The organism is Cellulomonas marina (genome assembly GCF_900111925.1).
Classification (GTDB): Bacteria; Actinomycetota; Actinomycetes; order Actinomycetales; family Cellulomonadaceae; genus Cellulomonas; species Cellulomonas marina.
Map to the genome: position 1 here is coordinate 118801 of NZ_FOKA01000003.1, position 19147 is coordinate 137947.

The 19147-nt window shown below is 76.5% G+C and carries 11 protein-coding genes and 2 pseudogenes; 7 read left to right on the forward strand and 6 right to left on the reverse strand.

Annotated elements, in window-relative coordinates; genetic code table 11:
• Positions 1–298: 298 nt before the first annotated feature.
• A pseudogene (locus BM048_RS04610) lies at positions 299–1618 on the forward strand (bifunctional o-acetylhomoserine/o-acetylserine sulfhydrylase); the annotation flags it as partial.
• A gap of 61 nt (positions 1619–1679) precedes the next feature.
• Entirely contained in the window at positions 1680–2879 is a 1200-nt protein-coding gene (gene metX, locus BM048_RS04615; protein ID WP_373308384.1) for a homoserine O-acetyltransferase MetX, read from the forward strand.
• On the opposite strand, the gene BM048_RS17675 is transcribed toward metX, so the two are convergent.
• The gene (locus tag BM048_RS17675) at positions 2869–4023 is read right to left on the reverse strand and encodes a glycerate kinase (RefSeq protein WP_175499272.1); all 1155 of its coding nucleotides are present in this window, start codon (positions 4021–4023) and stop codon (positions 2869–2871) included. The two genes, metX and BM048_RS17675, sit on opposite strands and share 11 nt — an antisense overlap.
• Positions 4020–5339: an ROK family transcriptional regulator gene (locus tag BM048_RS17680; RefSeq protein WP_239078605.1), complete on the reverse strand. Its 1320-nt coding sequence runs from the start codon at positions 5337–5339 to the stop codon at positions 4020–4022. Before BM048_RS17680 ends, BM048_RS17675 begins: the two co-directional genes overlap by 4 nt.
• Before the next feature lie 99 nt (positions 5340–5438).
• On the opposite strand from BM048_RS17680, the gene xylA reads away from it, so the two are divergent.
• The 4 genes from xylA (at position 5439) to BM048_RS04640 (ending at position 9688) form a co-directional block, all read left to right on the forward strand.
• On the forward strand, positions 5439–6626 hold the full coding sequence (xylA, locus tag BM048_RS04625) for a xylose isomerase (protein WP_090031298.1): 1188 nt from the start codon (positions 5439–5441) through the stop codon (positions 6624–6626).
• A gap of 182 nt (positions 6627–6808) precedes the next feature.
• Positions 6809–8242 (forward strand): xylulokinase, encoded by a 1434-nt coding sequence (gene xylB, locus BM048_RS04630; RefSeq protein ID WP_090031093.1) that lies wholly within the window; start codon positions 6809–6811, stop codon positions 8240–8242.
• 9 nt (positions 8243–8251) lie between these two features.
• Positions 8252–8635, forward strand: coding sequence for a VOC family protein (locus tag BM048_RS04635; RefSeq protein WP_090031094.1), 384 nt, complete (start codon positions 8252–8254; stop codon positions 8633–8635).
• 63 nt (positions 8636–8698) lie between these two features.
• Positions 8699–9688 (forward strand): zinc-binding dehydrogenase, encoded by a 990-nt coding sequence (locus BM048_RS04640; protein WP_090031095.1) that lies wholly within the window; start codon positions 8699–8701, stop codon positions 9686–9688.
• Positions 9689–9743: 55 nt separating this feature from the next.
• Here BM048_RS04640 and BM048_RS04645 read toward each other — a convergent pair whose 3' ends face one another.
• The 4 genes and pseudogenes from BM048_RS04645 to BM048_RS04660 all read right to left on the reverse strand — a co-directional run bounded on the left by BM048_RS04645 (position 9744) and on the right by BM048_RS04660 (position 14823).
• Positions 9744–10718 carry a hypothetical protein gene (locus tag BM048_RS04645; protein WP_090031096.1) on the reverse strand — a complete coding sequence of 325 codons (975 nt, stop codon included), beginning with the start codon at positions 10716–10718 and terminating at the stop codon, positions 9744–9746.
• Positions 10719–10916: 198 nt separating this feature from the next.
• Positions 10917–11204, reverse strand: a pseudogene (locus BM048_RS04650) (MTH1187 family thiamine-binding protein); the annotation flags it as partial.
• A 13-nt stretch (positions 11205–11217) separates the two neighbouring features.
• On the reverse strand, positions 11218–14157 hold the full coding sequence (locus BM048_RS04655; RefSeq protein WP_239078626.1) for an FAD-binding and (Fe-S)-binding domain-containing protein: 2940 nt from the start codon (positions 14155–14157) through the stop codon (positions 11218–11220).
• A gap of 225 nt (positions 14158–14382) precedes the next feature.
• Positions 14383–14823, reverse strand: coding sequence for an OsmC family peroxiredoxin (locus tag BM048_RS04660; RefSeq protein ID WP_090031098.1), 441 nt, complete (start codon positions 14821–14823; stop codon positions 14383–14385).
• A gap of 293 nt (positions 14824–15116) precedes the next feature.
• On the opposite strand from BM048_RS04660, the gene BM048_RS04665 reads away from it, so the two are divergent.
• The gene (locus BM048_RS04665; RefSeq protein ID WP_090031099.1) at positions 15117–19049 is read left to right on the forward strand and encodes a S8 family serine peptidase; all 3933 of its coding nucleotides are present in this window, start codon (positions 15117–15119) and stop codon (positions 19047–19049) included.
• Positions 19050–19147: the final 98 nt, after the last annotated feature.

Sequence of the window (19147 nt, forward strand, 5' to 3'; positions counted from 1 at the left end):
GTTCGGGACGCGACGGGCATCCCCGCGCCATCTCACGCAGCGGACAGGCGTCCGGATGGCGGACCCGCTCTCGTCGTCCGAGGGCGCCGCCCCTAGCCTCGCCGCATGACCTGTCGAATGTGCCGCTGACCCTGCGCACGTTCGGCACGCCCGGACCCCGCCACCCCGCCGGCACGGCCGCCGAGAGGGACCGGGGCCCGACGGCCCCACCGTGCGCCCCACCCGAGCCTGACCGGGTGACCGCGGCGCGAGCAGCCCTCGGCACCCGTCGACCCCCGAGCGACGTACGAGGAGACACCCCATGAGCGACAGCTGGAGCTTCGAGACCCGTCAGATCCACGCCGGCCAGGTGCCGGACGCCGCCACCGGCGCCCGCGCCCTGCCGATCTACCAGACGACGTCCTTCGTCTTCGACAGCGCGCAGCAGGCGGCGGACCGGTTCGCGCTGAAGGAGCTCGGCCCGATCTACACGCGCATCACCAACCCGACGCAGGCGGTCGTCGAGGACCGCATCGCCTCGCTCGAGGGCGGCGTCGGCGGCCTGCTCGTCGCCTCCGGCCAGGCGGCGGAGACGCTCGCGATCCTCACGATCGCCGAGGCGGGCGACCACCTCGTCGCCTCCTCCTCGCTGTACGGCGGGACGTACAACCTGCTCAAGCACTCCCTGCCGAAGCTCGGCATCACGACGACGTTCGTCGAAGACCCGCACGACCCGCAGCAGTGGCGCGACGCCGTCCGCCCGAACACGAAGCTGTTCTTCGCCGAGACGATCCCCAACCCGAAGTCCGACGTGCTCGACATCGAGACGGTCGCGGGGATCGCGCACGCGGCCGGGGTCCCGCTCGTCGTGGACAACACCGTCGCGACGCCGTACCTCGTCAACCCGCTCGCGTGGGGCGCCGACGTCGTCGTGCACTCGGCGACGAAGTACCTCGGCGGGCACGGCTCGGCGATCGGCGGCGTGCTCGTCGACGGCGGGACCTTCGACTTCGCGCAGGACCCCGAGAAGTTCCCCGGGTTCAACCAGCCGGACCCCTCGTACAACGGGCTCGTGTTCGCCCGTGACCTCGGCGTCGGCGGGGCCTTCGGCGTCAACCTCTCCTTCATCCTCAAGGCCCGCGTGCAGGGGCTGCGCGACTACGGCGCCGCCATCAGCCCGTTCAACGCGTTCCTCATCGCGCAGGGCGTCGAGACGCTGTCGCTGCGCGTGGAGCGCCACGTCGCGAACGCGCAGAAGGTAGCGGAGTGGCTCGAGGCGCGCGACGAGGTGCGGCACGTCTTCTACTCGGGCCTCGAGTCCTCCCCCTGGCACGCCAACCAGCTCAAGTACGCCCCCCGCGGCGCCGGTGCGGTGCTGGCCTTCGAGCTCGACGGCGGCGCGGAGGCCGGGAAGGCCTTCGTCTCGGCGCTCGAGCTGCACTCGAACGTCGCGAACATCGGCGACGTGCGCTCGCTCGTCATCCACCCCGCGTCGACGACGCACTCCCAGCTCACGCCGGAGCAGCAGGCGCTGTCGGGCGTGACGCCCGGCCTCGTGCGCCTGGCCGTCGGCCTGGAGGGGATCGACGACATCCTGGCCGACCTCGACGCCGGCTTCCGCGCGGCCAAGGGCGCCTGAGCCCGTGCCCGATCCGGTGCCTGATCTGGTGCAGCACCAGCACCCCGACGTCGCCGCCGCCCTGCCCCGGGCGGCGGCGCCCGCGGCGAGCCGGACGCCCCTGCCCGAGCGCCCGCCCGTGCCCGCGAGCGCGGCGTGGCGGGACGGCGACCCGGTGGGCCGGCGGCGGTTCGCGGACCTCGGGCCCTTCCGGCTCGAGGCGGGCGGGCGGCTGCCGGCCGTGCGCCTGGCCTACGAGACGTGGGGGACGCTGAACGCGGCGCGCGACAACGCGGTGCTGGTGCTGCACGCCCTGACCGGGGACTCCCACGTGACGGGCCCCGCCGGCCCCGGGCACCCGACGCCGGGCTGGTGGCAGTCGATGGTAGGTCCCGGCGCGCCCATCGACACCGACCGGTACTTCGTCGTCGCCCCCAACGCCCTGGGCGGGTGCCAGGGGTCGACGGGTCCCGCGTCCACGGCGCCCGACGGCCGGCCGTGGGGCGGCCGGTTCCCGCAGCTGACGGTCCGCGACCAGGTCGAGGCCGAGGTCCGGCTCGCCGACCTGCTGGGGATCGACGCGTGGCACCTCGTCGTCGGGGCGTCGATGGGCGGGCTGCGGGTGCTCGAGTGGGCCGTGACGGCCCCGGCGCGGGTGCGGGCGCTGGCAGCGATCGCGACGAGCGCGCAGACCTCCGGCGACCAGATCGCGTCGTTCCACACCCAGCTCGCGGCCATCCGCGCCGACCCGCGCTTCCGCGGCGGGGACTACTACGACGCGCCCGACGGCGAGGGCCCGCACGTGGGGCTCGGCATCGCCCGGCAGATCGCGCACCAGACCTACCGCAGCGCGCGGGAGCTCGACGAGCGCTTCGGCCGCATCCCCCAGGGCGCCGAGGAGCCGCTGGCCGGCGGCCGCTACGCCGTGCAGTCCTACCTGGACCACCACGGCGACAAGCTGGCCCGCCGGTTCGACGCCAACACCTACGTGCGCTTCACCGAGACGATGGTGACGCACGACCTCGGCCGCGACCGCGGTGGCGTCGAGGCGGCGCTGGCGTCGGTCACCGCGCGGGCCCTCGTCGTCGCCGTCGACACCGACCGGCTCTTCCTGCCGGCGCAGTCCGAGCGGATCGCGGCGGGCATCCCCGGGGCCGGGCCGGTCCGGACCATCCGCTCGGAGTTCGGGCACGACGGCTTCCTCATCGAGGAGGACCAGGTCGGCGCGATGGTCCGGGAGTTCCTGCTCGAGACGGCCACGGACGACGCCATCACCGGCTGAGCAGTGCCGCCCGCACGAGCCGGGTGACCTGCTCCGCCGTCGTGCGCAGGTGCGCGAGGGTCGTCGCCGGGTCGAGGGCCTCGACGAGCGCGAGCGGGCGGGGGTGGACCGGCAGGACGGCGTCGAACAGCGCGCCGGTCGGTCCGAGGGGGTGCACGACGAGGCCCGCGAGCCCGACGACGAGCGCCCCCGCCGCGCGTGCCCGCCGGGCCACCCCGGCCGGCGCCTTGCCGGCGGCCGTCTGCGCGTCGAGGCTGCCCTCGCCGGTGAGGACGAGGTCGGCACCCGCGAGGGCCCCGTCGAGCCCGCCGAGGTCGGCGAGGGCCGCGAAGCCGGGCTCAAGCCGTCCGCCGAGGGCCAGCACCGCCGCGCCCAGACCTCCGGCCGCCCCGGCTCCCGGGACGTCCAGCGCCCGGCCCGCCGCGGCCTCGAGCTCGGCGCACCAGGCGGCCAGGGCACCGTCGAGGACGGCGACCTGCTCGGGTGTGGCCCCCTTCTGCGGCCCGAACACCGCGGCGGCGCCCGTGGGGCCGAGCAGCGGGTTGGTCACGTCGGTGAGGGCGACGAGCTCCGCACCGCCGAGACCGGGCAGGTCCCGGTCCAGCAGCAGCGCGGCGCCGGCGCGGTCGTCGGGCCACAGCGGGTTGCGGCCCGGGGACGCGTCACGTGCCAGCCGCACGCCCAGAGCGGCGAGCATGCCCGCGCCGCCGTCGGTGCTGGCCGTGCCCCCGAGGCCCAGCAGCACGCGCCGCGCCCCCGCCGCGACAGCGTGCGCCACCTGGACGCCGACGCCCCACGACGACGCCCGCGGCGGCACGGTCGCGTCGACCGGACCGACGCGCGGCAGACCGATCGTGGCGGCGGCCTCGACGACGGCCGTCCCGTCGTCGAGCAGGAGCAGGGGCGCGCGCAGCGGGCGGCCGACGGCGTCGACGGTCTCGACGGGGACGCGTCGTCCACCGCGCGCGGCGGCCACGGCCTCGAGCGTGCCCTCACCGCCGTCGGCCACGACGACGACGTGCACGTCCGCCTCGGGGTCGGCGGCCAGGACGCCCGCCCGCACCGCCGCTCCGGCCTCCGCGCTGCCGACGCTGCCCTTGAACGCGTCGACCGCGACGACGACGCTCAGCCCGCCGCCGATCACGTCGTGGCCGTGGGCGCGGACGCGACGGGGGCGGACGGCCGCGTCCACGCCGACGGCCGGGCGACGACCTGCGCCAGCACGGCGAGCGCCCCACCCGTGAGGGCCGCGTACCGGCCGGCGCGCGCGGCGGAGACCCGGACGGGCGACCACGCGTCGAAGACGACGAGCTCGGCCAGCGTGGCGGTCACCTCGGCCGCGAGGACGTCGAAGAGCGCGGCGAACGTCCCGCCGAGCACCACCTCGTCGACGTCGGCGACGTGCGCGACGGCCGCGAGCGCGACGCCCAGCGCCCGGCCCGCGCCGCGCAGGGCGGACGCCACCTCGGTCACCGTCCCGGCGGCACCCTGCGCCGCGACGCGCTCGAGCTCCGACAGGCCCGCGCTCGTCGGGAGACCGGCCGCGCGCAGCAGGGCGTGCTGGCCCGCCACCTGCTCCAGCACCTGCAGCCGGCCGTCCGGTGCGGTGCCGACGACGACGTGGCCCACCTCCCCCGCCCAGCCGTGCCGGCCCGCCTGCAGCTCGCCGTCGATGACGGTGGCGCCGCCGATGCCGATCTCGCCCGAGACGTAGAAGAAGCTGGGTGGCCGGTCGCCGCGGCGCTCGTGCGCCTCCGCCCGCGCGGCCAGGTCCGCCTCGTTCGCGACGAGCGGTGCCAGCGCCGCGAGCGGCGACGACGGGCCGAGGTCGACGTCGCGCCAGCCGAGGTTCGGGGCGACGCGCAGGGGGCCGCCGGCGCCGGCGCCGCGGTCGACGAGGCCCGGCAGCGCGAGCGCGGCACCGGCGACGCGCGTCCCGGTGGCGACGAGGCCGTCGCGCACGTCCGTGGCCATCGCGGCCAGCCGTTCCAGCACCTGCGCCGGGTCGGAGCCCGACAGGTCCGCGTGCTCGACGTGCTCCGCGAGCACCGAGCCGGCCAGGTCGACCGCGCGCACGCCGAGGTAGTCGACGTTCACCTCCAGGCCGAGCCCGGCGACCGCGCCCGGCGCGGGGACCAGCGGGGTCGCGGGCCGGCCCGCCCGGGGCAGGGCGACGGGGGCGAGCTCGCGCACGAGCCCGGCGGCGACGAGCACGTCGACGAGGCCGCTGACGGCCGCGCGCGACAGCCCCGTCCGGGCGGCGACCTGCGCCCGGGAGACGGGTTCGCGGGCCCCGACGACCTCCGCCAGCGCGAGCGAGAGGTTGTGCTCGCGCATGCGGTCCTGGCGGGCGACGCGGCCGGCGTCGAGCGCCGGGCGCCCGGCGTGGTCCGACGCGTCCCCGAGCCCCATCGCGCCCGCCGGCAGCGGTGCGGGGACGGGTGACGGGGCGGCGACCACGGGTTGACCCTATCGGCTCCGAGCGCTTATGTTCATCGCGCCAACAAAATGCCGTCGCAGCCCCGCGTCGGCCCGCACCAGCTCGACGGAGACATCGCGATGACGCGCACACCCACCCGTGAGGACAAGTTCTCGTTCGGCCTCTGGACCGTGGGCTGGCCGGCCCAGGACCAGTTCGGCTCGGCCTCCCGCCCCGACCTCGACCCGGTCGAGTCCGTGCACAAGCTGGCCGAGCTCGGCGCCGCGCACGTGACCTTCCACGACGACGACGTGGTGCCCTTCGGCTCCAGCGACGCCGAGCGCGAGAAGATCCTCGACCGCTTCCAGGCGGCCCTGGAGGAGACCGGCATCACGGTCGAGATGGTCACGACCAACACCTTCAGCCACCCCATCTTCAAGGACGGCGCGTTCACCTCCAACGACCGCCGCGTCCGCCGCTACGGCCTGCGCAAGGTCCTGCGGAACGTCGACCTGGCCGCGCAGCTCGGCGCCGACACGTTCGTCATGTGGGGCGGCCGCGAGGGTGCGGAGTACGACTCCGCCAAGGACCTCAACGCCGCGCACGACCGCTACGCCGAGGGCATCGACACCGTCGCCGCCTACATCAAGGACAAGGGCTACGGCCTGCGGATCGCCATCGAGCCCAAGCCGAACGAGCCCCGCGGCGACATCCTGCTCCCGACGATCGGCCACGCCCTGGCCCTCATCGCCAAGCTCGAGCACGGCGACATCGTCGGCCTCAACCCCGAGACGGGCCACGAGCAGATGGCCGGCCTCAACTACACGCAGGGCATCGGCCTGGCGCTGTGGGCGGGCAAGCTCTTCCACATCGACCTCAACGGCCAGCGGTCCATCAAGTACGACCAGGACCTCGTCTTCGGTCACGGCGACCTGTTCTCCGCGTTCGCCACCGTCGACCTCATCGAGAACGGCTTCCCCGCCGGCGGCCCCCGCTACGACGGCCCGCGCCACTTCGACTACAAGCCCTCGCGCACCGAGGACATGGACGGCGTGTGGGAGTCCGCGCGCGCCAACATGGCCACGTACCTCATCCTCAAGGAGCGCGCGCAGGCCTTCCGCGCCGACCCCGAGGTCCAGGCGGCCTTCGAGGAGTCCGGGGTGCTCGAGCTGTCGCAGCCGACGCTGGCGGAGGGCGAGTCCCTCGCCGACCTGCTGGCCGACCGCTCCGCGTTCGAGGACTTCGACGTCGACGCCGTCGCCGCCCGCGGCTTCGGCTTCGTCCGTCTCAACCAGCTGGCCCTCGAGCACGCGCTCGGCGCCCGCTGACCCTCGGCCCACCCGCCGAGCACCGGCCGTCGGCCCGTCGCGCGCCCCGAGCGCGCGGCGGGCCGTCGCCGTCCCCTCTCCCGCCGTACCCCTCCCTGCACCCCCTCCCTGCACCCCCGCCCCTCCCCTCGGGGCGACGAGAGGTCGCCCGCGCCGACGCGGCCGACCGGACGAGGAACGTCATGACGCTGGTCGCCGGGGTGGACTCCTCCACCCAGTCCTGCAAGGTCGTCGTGCGCGACGCCGAGACGGGCGCCCTCGTGCGCTCCGGCCGCGCGAGCCACCCCGACGGCACGTCCGTCCACCCCCGCCACTGGTGGGACGCGCTGCGCACCGCCGTCGACGACGCCGGCGGCCTGGCGGACGTCGACGCCGTGAGCGTCGGCGGCCAGCAGCACGGCATGGTCGCGCTCGACGCCGACGGCGAGGTCGTCCGTGACGCGCTGCTGTGGAACGACACGCGCTCGGCGGGCGCCGCCGAGGACCTCGTCGCCGAGCTGGGCGCGCAGGAGTGGGCCGACTCCGTCGGCTCGGTGCTCGTCGCCTCCCTCACGGTGACGAAGCTGCGCTGGCTGCGTGACGCCGAGCCGGAGAACGCGGCTCGCACGGCGGCCGTGGCGCTGCCGCACGACTGGCTGACGTGGCAGCTCGCGGGCGGGATGGCGGGGGTCGGGTTCGAGGGACTGGTGACCGACCGCTCCGACGTGTCCGGCACCGGGTACTGGTCCCCCCGCACCGGCGACTACCGCACGGACCTCGTCGAGCGCGCGCTGGGGCACGTGCCCGCGCTACCCCGGGTGCTCGGCCCGTCCGACCGTGCGGGCACCGGTACCGCGGACGTCCTTGGCGGCGGCTCCCCCGCGCTCGGCCCCGGCGCCGGCGACAACGCCGCCGCGGCCCTCGCGCTCGGCCTGCGCACGGGTGACGTCGCCGTGTCCATCGGCACCTCCGGCGTCGTCTCGGCCATCGCCGACGCGCCCACCGCCGACGGCTCGGGCCTCGTCACCGGCTTCGCCGACGCCACGGGTCGCTTCCTGCCGCTGGCCTGCACCCTCAACGCGGCGCGCATCCTCGACTGGGCCGCCCGCCTGCTCGGCGTCGACCACGCGCGCCTGGCGGAGCTGGCCCTGTCCGCCCCGGCCGGCGCCGACGGCCTCGTCCTCGTCCCCTACTTCGAGGGCGAGCGCACGCCGAACCTGCCCCACGCGGCGGCGGCCCTGCACGGCATGCGCCTGACGAACACGACGCCCGCGCACATCGCCCGGGCGGCGTTCGAGGGGCTGCTGTGCTCGCTGGCCGACGGGATCGACGCCCTGCGCGCGGCCGGCGTGCCGGTGCAGCGCGCGCACCTCGTCGGGGGCGCCGCCCAGTCCGCGGCCGTGCAGGCGCTCGCGCCGGACGTCCTCGGTCTCGAGGTGCACGTCCCGACCCCGGGCGAGTACGTCGCGGACGGGGCCGCACGCCAGGCCGCCTGGGTGCTCGCCGGTGGTGCCGAGGCACCCGCCTGGGTCCCCGCGCAGCCGCCGCTCGTGCTCAACCCCGGCTCCGCCGCCGACGGCACCCGCGTCCGCGAGCAGTACGCCGCGGCCCGAGGGCTCGTCCTCGGCCGGGGCTAGCCTCGGGGCGTGCACCGCAGCCGCCTGTCCACCCTGCTCGTCGACGCCCGGACCCAGGACGCCGCCGCCAGCGCGGCGTTCTGGTCCGGCGCCCTCGGCACCGGCGAGGTCGACTCGCCGCCCGGCGAGCCGCAGTTCCTCTCGCTCCACGGCGCCGTGCACGGCCTGGTCATGGCGGTGCAGGCCGTCGACGACGAGCCGCGCTACCACGTGGACCTCGAGACGGACGACGTGCCGGCGGAGGTCGAGCGGCTCCTGGCCCTCGGTGCGGCCGAGGTCGGGCGGTGGCTGGGCTGCGTCACGCTGCGCGCACCGGGCGGGCACCTGCTCTGCGTCATCCCCGTGCACAGCGACCCGGAGGAGTTCGCGGCCCGCTCGCGCGTCTGGCCCTAGTGCCGGCGCGCACGGGGCCCCCGCCGGCGCACCCGGGCGGGCCCGGCGGCTAGCGTGGCGGGCATGCTCGCCGCGACCGTCGTGCGCCCCTCCCCCGACGACCCGCTGGCCGGTCTCGCGGTGGGCGACCGGCCGGCGCCCGCGTCCCGGCCCGGCTGGACGACGGTCACCGTGCGCGCCGCCTCGCTCAACCACCACGACCTGTGGTCGCTGCGCGGCGTCGGGCTGCCCGCCGACCGGATGCCGATGGTCCTCGGCACCGACGCGGCCGGCGTGACGGACGACGGCCGGGAGGTCGTCGTCCACGCGGTGGTCGGCGGGCCGGGTGCGCGCGCCGTGCCGGCCGACGAGCCGCGCTCGCTGCTGTCCGAGCGCTACGACGGCACGCTGGCCGAGCAGGTGGCCGTGCCCGACGAGAACCTCGTCGCCAAGCCCGCGGCGCTGTCGTTCGCCGAGGCCGCCTGCCTGCCCACCGCGTGGCTCACCGCCTACCGCGCGCTCTTCGTCGCGGGCGGGGCGACGCCCGGCACGCGCGTCCTCGTGCAGGGGGCCGGCGGCGGGTTCGCCACGGCGACGGTCCTGCTGGGGGCCGCCGCCGGCCTGGACGTCACCGTCACCGGCCGGGACGCGGGCCGCCGCGACCGGGCGCTGGCCCTCGGGGCGTCCGCGGCGGTCGAGCCCGGGGCCCGGGTGCCGCGCGTGGACCTCGTGCTGGAGAGCGTCGGCCGGGCGACGTGGTCGCACTCGCTGCGCAGCCTGCGGCCGGGCGGCACGGTCGTCGTCGTCGGGCTGACGACGGGCGAGCCGGAGGACCCCGGCCTCACGCGGGTCTTCTTCCAGGACCTGCGGGTCGTCGGCTCGACGATGGGCACGCGCGAGGACCTCGAGCGCCTGCTGCACCTGTGCGCGACGAGTGGCCTGCGCGCACCGGTCGACAGCACGTGGGCGCTGGCGGACGCGCGGTCGGCGCTGGCCCGGCTCGCCACGGGCGACGCATTCGGGAAGGTCGTCGTGGTTAGCGACGCCGACGAGGCCGGTCCCGCCGCCGGCTGACGCGTGGATCGGTGCCGGCGGGGACGGTGCCGGCGGGGATCGGTGCCGGCGGTGGTCAGTGCCGGCGGTGCGGGCGCTGCTGCGCCGCCTCGGCGAGGGCGTCCGCCAGGGACGGGCCGTCGTCGCCGAGGTGCCACGTGTGCCGCCCGTCGGGGACGTGCTCGGTCCGGGCGGCGGCCGCCGCGGCGCGACCGGGGTCGGCGTGCACCGACCCGTCCGCGAGCACGACCAGCCCGTCGACGCGCAGCGTCGCCTCGTGCCGTTGCCCCCGCCGCGCGCGCACCCACACGAGCGCCTGGTCGGCGCCCAGCCCGCGGGCCAGCGCGACGAGCGCGGGGTCGGGCTCGGGAGCGGACTCGGGGGCGGGCTCGGCGTCGCGCTCGGGCTCGGGTCCTCGATCGGTACCGAGCTCCGCCGTCACCGGGACGGCACCCGTGAGCCGGGCGGGCTCGACGGGGCGGCGACCGCGCTCGTCGGCGGCGAGGGGCGCCACCTCCAGGAGCCGCCGGTCGTCGCCGCCGTGGACGACGCCGACCTGGAGGACCTGCACGTCCCGCCCGGAGCCGCGCAGGAAGTGCAGGCTGTCCGCGGCGCCCTCGGTGACCTCGGCGGTGAGGACCACGACGCGCACGCCGCGCTCGCCCGACGCGCGGTCGACGTAGGGGACCCGCTCCCGGAACCGGGCGTACTCGGCGGAGAAGCGGCTCGGGTCCCCGTCGAACGACCGGGACAGGTCGGCGGCGGACAGGCGGCCCGTGCGGCCCGCGTGGCGCAGCGCCCCGACGAGGGCGGCCTCGTCGAGCACCTGCGCGACGACCACGACGAGCGGGCGGCCCGCCGCGTCGAGGCCGAGCAGCTCCGGGGCGTCCTCGCCCGGCGCGGCCCGCCGGACCGCGAACACCGGCTCGCCCAGCACCGCGGGCAGGCGGCGGTCCACCAGCGTGGCGCACTCGGCGAGGAAGGACCCCGCGACGGGCTGCATCGGCTGGACGGGACGCGCGTCGCCCTCGTCGAGCTCGAAGATCGGCATGCCCGCCAGCCCCTCCCGGGCGCGTCCGCCCGCCGTGCCCCTCGCCTCGTCCGCGGCGTGACCTGCCCGGACCTGCCTACTCTCGCACAGCCCCGCGGGGCCTCAGGCCGGTGCGCCGGCCGCGGGTGCTGCGCCGGTCGCGGACCCGGGTACGGCGCCGGGCTCGTCGCCGGGCTCGTCGTCGGGCTCGTCGCCCCCGCGCAGGAGCGCCTCGACCCGCTCGACCTTCGCGTCCAGCTCCCCGGTCCAGCCGGGCCGGATGTCCGCCTTGAGCACGAGCGAGACCCGGTGCCCGTGCCGGCCCACCGCCTCGGTCGCGCGCCGGACGACGTCCATCACCTCGTCCCACTCCCCCTCGAGGGTCGTGAACATCGCGTCGGTGCGGTGCGGCAGCCCGGACGACCGGACGACGCGCAGGGCGTCGGCGACGGCCTCCGACACGGACTCGCCGGCACCCAGCGGCGCGACGGAGAAGGCGACGAGCATGTCCACCAGCCTCTCAGAGGGTGGGCGCCGCGGCGCCCGGGGTCGGTGCGTGGGTCGATGCGCCGGCCGGTGCGTCGGTGGTAGCGCCGGTCGTCGAGGCGGTCAGCCGCGCCGCGAGGAGCTGCGCGAGGTGCAGGCCCTGGGCCCCCGCGAGCTGCTCGCCCTGCGTGCGGCAGGAGAAGCCGTCGGCCAGGTACAGGTCTCCCGGCGCCCGGTCGCGCAGCGCCGGCAGCAGCATGTGCTCGCCGACCGCGACGGACACCTCGTAGTGGCCGCGCTGCATGCCGAAGTTCCCGGCGAGCCCGCAGCACCCGGCCATGACGTCGATCCGCGCGCCCGCCGCCGTGAGCAGCGACCGGTCGGCCGTCCACGTCATGACCGAGTGGTGGTGGCAGTGCGGCTGGACGACCGCCGTCACGTCCGACAGGTCCGGCACCGACCACCGGTCGCCCGGCCCGACGGGCGCCGGCGCGGTCAGCAGCTCCGCCAGGGTGTGGGTCGCGCGTGCGACGGCGACGGCCCGGGGGTCGTCGGGCAGCAGGTCCCGCAGGTCGGAGCGCAGGACCGCGGTGCACGAGGGCTCGAGCCCGACGATCGGGATGCCGTTCACCGCGAACGGCCCGAGCACCTCCAGGAGGTGCCGGAGCTGCCGCTTGGCGCCGTCGAGCTGGCCGGTGCTGATCCACGTCAGGCCGCAGCACGCGTCGTGCTCCGGGACGAGCACCTGGTAGCCCGCGTCCCGCAGCACCGCCACGGCGGCGTGCGCCACCTCCGGCGCGAGCGCGTCGGAGAAGGAGTCCGTCCACAGCACGACCGGCGGACGGCTGCCGCCGTCACCGGCGTCCGCCGGCGGCGGCGCCGCGGCACGACGGACGTCCACCGCGCCCGACCGCACGGCACGCCGGAACGGCCGGGGCGCGAAGCGGACCATCTGCCGGCGCGGGTCCATCCCCCCGGCGCGCAGCACCGCCCTCGCCACCGGTCGCACGCCGAGCACGGCGTTGGCGACGCGGGCCAGCCCGGGCACGCCCGTGACGAGCCGCGCCCAGCGCGGGAGCCAGCCCAGCGCGTAGTGGTCGACCGGCCGCAGCCGCCCCCGGTACGTGCGGTGCAGCACCTCGGACTTGTACTGCGCCATGTCGACGCCCGCCGGGCAGTCCGAGGAGCAGGCCTTGCAGCTCAGGCACAGGTCGAGCGACTCGTGCACCTCCGGCGAGGACCAGCCGCGGGAGACGAGGGTGCCGTTGGCCATCTCCTGCAGGACGCGGGCCCGGCCCCGGGTGACGTCCTTCTCGTCCTTCGTCGCCAGGTAGGACGGGCACATGAACCCGCCGGACGCGGAGGTGTCGGCCCGGCACTTGCCCACCCCGACGCACCGGTGCACGGCCGTCGTGAGGTCGCCGCCGTCGTGCGGGAAGGCGAAGCCCGACGCCATCGGCAGCGGGCGCGCGGCGGGCCGTCGCAGGTCCGCGTCGAGCGGCCGCGGCCGCACGAGGACACCGGGGTTGAGCAGGTCCCGCGGGTCGAACAGGTCCTTCACGGCGCCGAACAGCGCCACCGCGCGCTCGGAGTACATGACGGGCAGCAGCTCCGAGCGCGCGCGCCCGTCGCCGTGCTCGCCCGACAGGGAACCGCCGTGGGCGGCGACGAGATGCGCCGCATCCGTCATGAACGCCCGCAGCGGGTCCCCGGAGCGCTCCATCGGCAGGTCGATGCGCAGGTGGACGCAGCCGTCGCCGAAGTGGCCGTACGCGAGCCCGTCCACGCCGTGCGCGGCCATGAGCGCCTCGAGCTCGCGCAGGTAGGCGCCGAGTCGCTCCGGCGGGACGGCCGAGTCCTCGAACCCGGGCCACGCCTGCGCGCCCGACGGCGTCCGGCCCCCCAGCCCGGCGCCGTCGGCACGGATGCGCCACAGCGCCGACGCCTCCGGTCCCGGCGGGAAGACGCCGACCGACGAGGTCCCCGCGTCGGCGGCCAGCGCCCGGCCGCGGGCCAGCGCCTCCTCCACGGACGCGCCGCCCACCTCGACCATGAGCCAGCCGCCCCCGGGCGGCAGCGGCGGCACGGCGGCCGCCCCCTTCACGCGGCGCACCACGTCGACGAGGCGCGCGTCCATCCCCTCCACCGCCAGCGGCGCGTGCGCCAGCAGGGCGGGGACGGCGTCCGCGGCGCTCGGCATGTCGGGGTACCCCAGCACGACGAGGACCGGCGCGGCGGCCACCGGCACGAGCCGGACCGTCGCCGCCAGCGTGGTGGTCAACGTGCCCTCGGTCCCGACGAGCGCCTTCGCGAGGTCCGTCCCCCGCTCGGGCAGGAGGTGCTCGAGGGAGTAGCCCGACACCTGCCGCCCGAACCGCCCGAGCTCCGTGCGCAGCAGGTCGAGGTTGCCCCGGACCAGGGCGTCGAGCCCCGGCACGGCGTCGAGGGCGCCCGCGCCGGCACCGGCCTCGAACCGGCGGCCCGTCCCGTCGACGACGTCGAGCGAGAGGACGTTGTCCGCGGTCCGGCCGTAGGCCACGGCGTGCGGGCCGCAGGCGTTGTTGCCGATCATCCCGCCGAGGGTCGCGCGGTTCATGGTCGAGGGATCCGGGCCGAACCGCAGGCCGTGCGGCGCCGCCGCGGCCTGCAGGGACGACATGACGACGCCCGGCTCCACGCGCGCCGTCGCCGCCTCCGGGTCGACCTCGAGGATGCGGTCCAGGTGCACCGACAGGTCGAGGACGACGCCCGTGCCGACGCTGTTGCCGGCCACGGACGTGCCGCCGCCGCGCGCGGTGAGCGGCGTGCCGGTGGACCGCGCCACCTCGAGCGCCGCGAGCACGTCGTCCGTGTCCCGCGGGGCGACGACGACCTGGGGGACGACGCGGTAGTTCGACGCGTCGGTGGAGTACTCCGCACGGCGGCGGGAGGAGTCGTCCACCGACCCGCGGACCGCGGCACGCAGCCGGCGCACGAGGTCCGCCCGTGCGAGGTCCGCGGTCCTGTCGTCCCCGCCGGCGGCCGGGCCGGGGGGTCGGGTCGTCGTGCTGGACGTCACGGGCGGCAGTCTCGCACCCGGCACCGACACGGGTCCCCGGCGTCCGCCCCCCGGCCACAGGCGGGCGGCGGACGCCGGGCCACAGGGCGCCGGGCGAGGACGCCCGGCGACGGGACGCCGGCCGGCGCCCGTCACCCCCTGTCAGGACTCGAGCGAGGCGTGCAGCGTGATCTCCGTGCCGGTCAGCGCCTTGCTCACGGGGCAGGTGGCCTTCGCCGCGTCCGCTGCCTGCTGGAACCCGGCCTCGTCGAGCCCCTCCACCTCGCCCTTCACCGTGAGGACGATCGACGGGATGCGGAAGCCGCCGGCGGGGTCCGGGCCCAGCTCGACCTCGGCCGTGACCTCGAGCGCGACGGGCGTGCCGCCGGCCTCGGCGATGAGCGCGGAGAGCTGCATGGCGTAGCACGAGGAGTGCGCGGCCGCGATGAGCTCCTCGGGGCTGGTGGTGCCGCCGGCCTCGTCGGCCGCGCGCTTCGGGAACGAGACGTCGTAGGTGCCGACCTTCGAGCTCGACAGCTCGACCTGACCGCCGCCCTCCTGCAGGGTGCCGTTCCAGGCCGTGCGAGCGGTACGTGTGGGCATCGGGTGCTCCTCCTCCTCGACGCCGCACGGTGCGGCGCCGCGGTCAGGCTAGGAGCGGCGGCCGCCCCCCGCACCCGCCCACGGCGGGTGCGGGGGCACGGCGGCCGGGCACCCCTCGCGCCCGGTGCACCCCGTTTCGCCCGAAGGGGTGACGAACCGGGTGACTGGTCAGTACGGTGCGACCACCTGTGGCGCCGACGTGCGTCACCGGTGCGGCAGCACCCGCTCCACCTGCACGTGCACGCGACCCACCCCCCACTCCCGCACGCCTGAACCGCAGGGATGCCCATCACATGACGCGTCGCCCCGTGATCGCCTCGGTCACCGCCCTGTCCGTCTCCCTCGCCACGGCGCTGCTCGGCGCCTCGGGCGCCGCCGGCGCCGCCCCACCTCCCGACGGACCCTCGTCGGGACTCGTCGCCGCCGCCCAGCGTGCCAAGGCCCTGGCCGCGGCCCTCCCGGCGGACGCCAAGCTCGACTCCGACCTGCGCGGCGCCACCGGGCCCGTCACGGCGCTCGTCGAGTACGCCCAGCCGTCCGGGGTCGACGTCGCGGAGGCCGGCGGCACGCCCGCCGACGTGCGCGCCGCCGCCGCCCGCACCGAGCAGGTCGCCGCCGCGGTGGTCCCGGCCGAGGGCGCCGCCGCCACCGCCCGCAGCGCCACCGCGGCGCCCACCCGGGTGGCGACGCTGACCAACCTCGTCGCGGGCTCCATCGTCACCGGCGACGCGGCGGCGCTCCGCGCCCTGGCGGGCAGCCCGGACGTCGTGTCCGTGCGGCGCCTGGCCACGAAGCACCTGGCGAACTCCAACGCGGTGTCGTTCACCGACACCCTGGCCGCCTGGCAGCAGACCGGGCAGACGGGCGAGGACGTCACCATCGGCGTCATCGACACGGGCCTGGACTACACGCACGCCGACTTCGGCGGGCCCGGCACGGAGGAGGCGTACGCCACCGCCTACGGCGAGGACGGCACCGGGCCGGTCCCCGAGGGCACGTTCGACGGCGCCAAGTACCTCGGCGGCGTCGACCTGGCCGGGTACGACTACAACGCCGACCCGACGAGCGACGCCTACCAGCCCGTCCCCGCCCCCGACGAGAACCCCATCGACTCGCCCACCGAGGTCGGCAGCGGTCACGGCACGCACGTGGCCGGCACGGCCGCCGGCTACGGGGTCCTCCCCGACGGCACGACGTTCGACGGCGACTACGGCACCCTCGACGCCGAGACCGTCGCGGACTGGCGGGTCGGTCCGGGCACGGCCCCCGAGGCCGGCATCTACGCCATCAAGGTCTTCGGCGACACGGGGGGCTCCACCGACCTCACCGCGCTGGCCTACGACGTGGCGGCGGACCCGAACGGCGACGGCGACTACAACGACCGCCTCGACGTCATCAACCTGTCGCTCGGCTCGGACTACAGCCCCCTCGACGACGTCGAGAACGAGATCGTCCAGACCCTGACGGACCTCGGCACCGTCGCGGTCTTCGCGGCCGGCAACGCGGGCGACACCGAGGACGCGGCGGGCACGCCGGGCAACGCGCCCGCCGGCATCGCCGTGGCCAACTCCGTGGCCTCGCCGCAGACCTTCGACGCCATGACCGTCGTCGAGGCGTCGGACGAGTCCCTGGTCGGGCAGCACCCCGGGCAGAACTCGATCGCCTACACCGGCGCGGACGTCACGGCCCCCGTGTCGTTCCTCGGTGCCGACGTGAGCGGCTGCGAGCCCTACACGCCGGAGCAGGCGGAGGCCGTCGCCGGCACGATCGTCTACCAGTGGTGGGACGACGACGACGCCACGCGCGAGTGCGGCTCCGCCGCCCGCGCGGGTAACGCCGCAGCCGCCGGTGCTGCCGGCGTGCTCATCCCGACCGAGGTCCCGGTGTTCGTCGCCGGCATCTCCGGCGTCGCGGCCATCCCCATGTTCCAGATGACGGCGCCGGTCACCGACGCGCTGCTGCCCGAGATCGAGGCCGGCACGCTCGTCGTGCGCATCGGCCCGGAGCAGAACGCGAGCCTGCAGGCCGACATCGGCCAGGGCGACCTGCTCAACGCCGGCTCCTCCCGCGGCGTGCACGGCTCGCTCGGCTTCGTGAAGCCGGACGTGGCCGCGCCGGGCTCGAGCATCCTGTCCGCCGCCTCCGGCGCCGGTACGGCGGCCTCGAACAAGTCGGGCACGTCCATGGCGTCCCCTCACGTGGCGGGTATCGCCGCGCTCGTCCGCCAGGCGCACCCGGGCTGGCAGCCGTACCAGGTCAAGGCGACCATCGTGAACACCGCGACGCACGACCTCTACACGGAGCTCGACCAGCAGGGCGAGGTCTACGGCCCGCAGCGCGTCGGCTCCGGCCGCGTCGACGGCCTCGACGCCGTCCGGAACCCGGTGCTCGCGTACAACGCGGCGCAGCGCGACGTCACGTCCGTGTCGTTCGGCGTCATCGACGTCGGCGCGGACGTGGTGACCGCCGAGCGGACCGTGACGGTCGAGAACACGGGCAGCACGCCCGTGACCTACACGACCTCCGTCAGCTCCGCGACGACGAGCGGCGGAGCCACCATCACCGCCACGCCGTCGCGCGTGGAGGTGCCCGCGGGCGGCACGGCCGTCGTGACCCTCACGATGACCGCCGACCCCGCCACGCTGGAGCGCGAGATCGACCCGACGATGGCCGTCGAGCAGGCGGGCCTGCCCCGCGAGTTCGTCTCCACCGTCTCCGGGCGCCTCGTCCTCACGTCGGGCGACACCGAGCTGCGGGTGCCGGTCCAGGCCGCCCCGCGCCTCGTCTCCGACCTCACCGCCGGCGACGTCGTCATCGAGGACGCCGCGGACACGGTCGGCACCCTGCCGCTGACGGGCCGGGGCGTCGCCGACGGCGGCTGGTTCTCCCTCACCACGCCGCTCGTGCTCGGGGCGACGAGCCCCAAGCTCGAGGACGACCCGGACGACGCGCAGTCGCCGAGCACGCGCGCGGCGGCGGACATCCGCTACGTCGGGTGGGCGTCCGACGCCCCCGCGGTCGCGGCGGCCGGCGGCGACCCCGAGGACGCGTACCTCGGCATCGGCGTGGCCGTCGACGGCGAGTGGTCGACGATCGGCCTGTACCAGGGCGACGTCGAGGCCTACCTCGACGTGGACCAGGACGGCACGGACGACCTCGTCACCTACGTCACGAAGTTCACCGAGACGGACGTGACCGTGGTCGCCACCGACGACCTCGCCACGGGCGAGAACGTCGGGCTCGAGTTCCTCAACGGGCTGCCGGGTGACGTCGAGAGCGGCCAGTTCGACAACAGCGTGCTGGTCCTGCCGATCAACCTGGCGGCGGCCGGCATCGAGCCCGGCCAGACCCCGTCCGTCCGCGTGGAGTCGTACACCTACGACGTCGACGAGCCGACGGGCCTGCAGGACGTCACGGAGCCCTTCACGGTCGACCCGTACGACCCGCCGGTGTGGTTCGAGTCGAACATCGGCCTCCCCGGGATCCTGGCCAGCCAGGGCTTCGAGGGCGCCGAGCTCCCGGTGCACCGTCGCACGGACGTCACCTCCGCCGACCTCCTGGTGCTCCAGCACCTGAACGCCGACCCGGTCTCCCGGGCGCAGGTCGTGTCCCTGACGGCCCCGGCCGCCACCGCCACGACGACGACGCTGACCGCCTCGCCGAAGCAGTACGCCGGCCAGGACGTCCAGCTCGTCGCGAAGACGTCGCCCGGCAGCGGCGCGACGGGCACCGTCACGTTCAGCGACGGGGCCGCCGTGCTCGGCACCGCCGAGGTCGGCGGCGGCGGCGTGGCGAAGCTGACCGTCACCCTCGGGGCCGGCGAGCACGCGCTCACGGCGTCCTTCGCGCCCGACACCGCGGCGTTCGGGGCCTCGAGCGGGACGGCGTCGCTGACGCTCGCGAAGTCCCCGGCGACGCTGTCGGCGTCCACCGTCCGCCGGACGGTCACCACGGGCACCGCGCCCCAGGTGAAGGTGGTCCTCGTCGGCCGGTACGCCGCGCCGGCCGGTGACGTCACCGTCTCGCTCGGGGACGGGGTGCTCGGCACGACCGCGCTGGCCGTCGACGGCCGCCGCGGCACGGCGACGGTCACCCTGCCGGCGGACCTGCCCGTGGGCACGCACGTCCTGCAGGTGGCCAACGCCGGCACGGCCGACCTGGCCGCGACGACGGACACCGTCACGGTCGTCGTACGGCCCGCGGCGGCCGGCGCCTCGCGCGGCTGACCGACCCGCACCACCCGCAGGGCCGCACCACCAGCACGACGCGAGGGCCGTCGGACGTCACCCGTCCGGCGGCCCTCGTCGTCCCCGGCGGAGGGAGC

Bases quoted from the DNA above. Each gene is read 5' to 3' on its own strand.
- xylA (WP_090031298.1), top strand. From the start codon at position 5,439: ATGACGCGCACACCCACCCGTGAGGACAAGTTCTCGTTCGGCCTCTGG.
- BM048_RS04640 (WP_090031095.1), top strand. From the start codon at position 8,699: ATGCTCGCCGCGACCGTCGTGCGCCCCTCCCCCGACGACCCGCTGGCC.
- BM048_RS04660 (WP_090031098.1), bottom strand. From the start codon at position 14,823: ATGCCCACACGTACCGCTCGCACGGCCTGGAACGGCACCCTGCAGGAG.
- BM048_RS04665 (WP_090031099.1), top strand. From the start codon at position 15,117: ATGACGCGTCGCCCCGTGATCGCCTCGGTCACCGCCCTGTCCGTCTCC.
- BM048_RS04645 (WP_090031096.1), bottom strand. From the start codon at position 10,718: ATGCCGATCTTCGAGCTCGACGAGGGCGACGCGCGTCCCGTCCAGCCG.
- xylB (WP_090031093.1), top strand. From the start codon at position 6,809: ATGACGCTGGTCGCCGGGGTGGACTCCTCCACCCAGTCCTGCAAGGTC.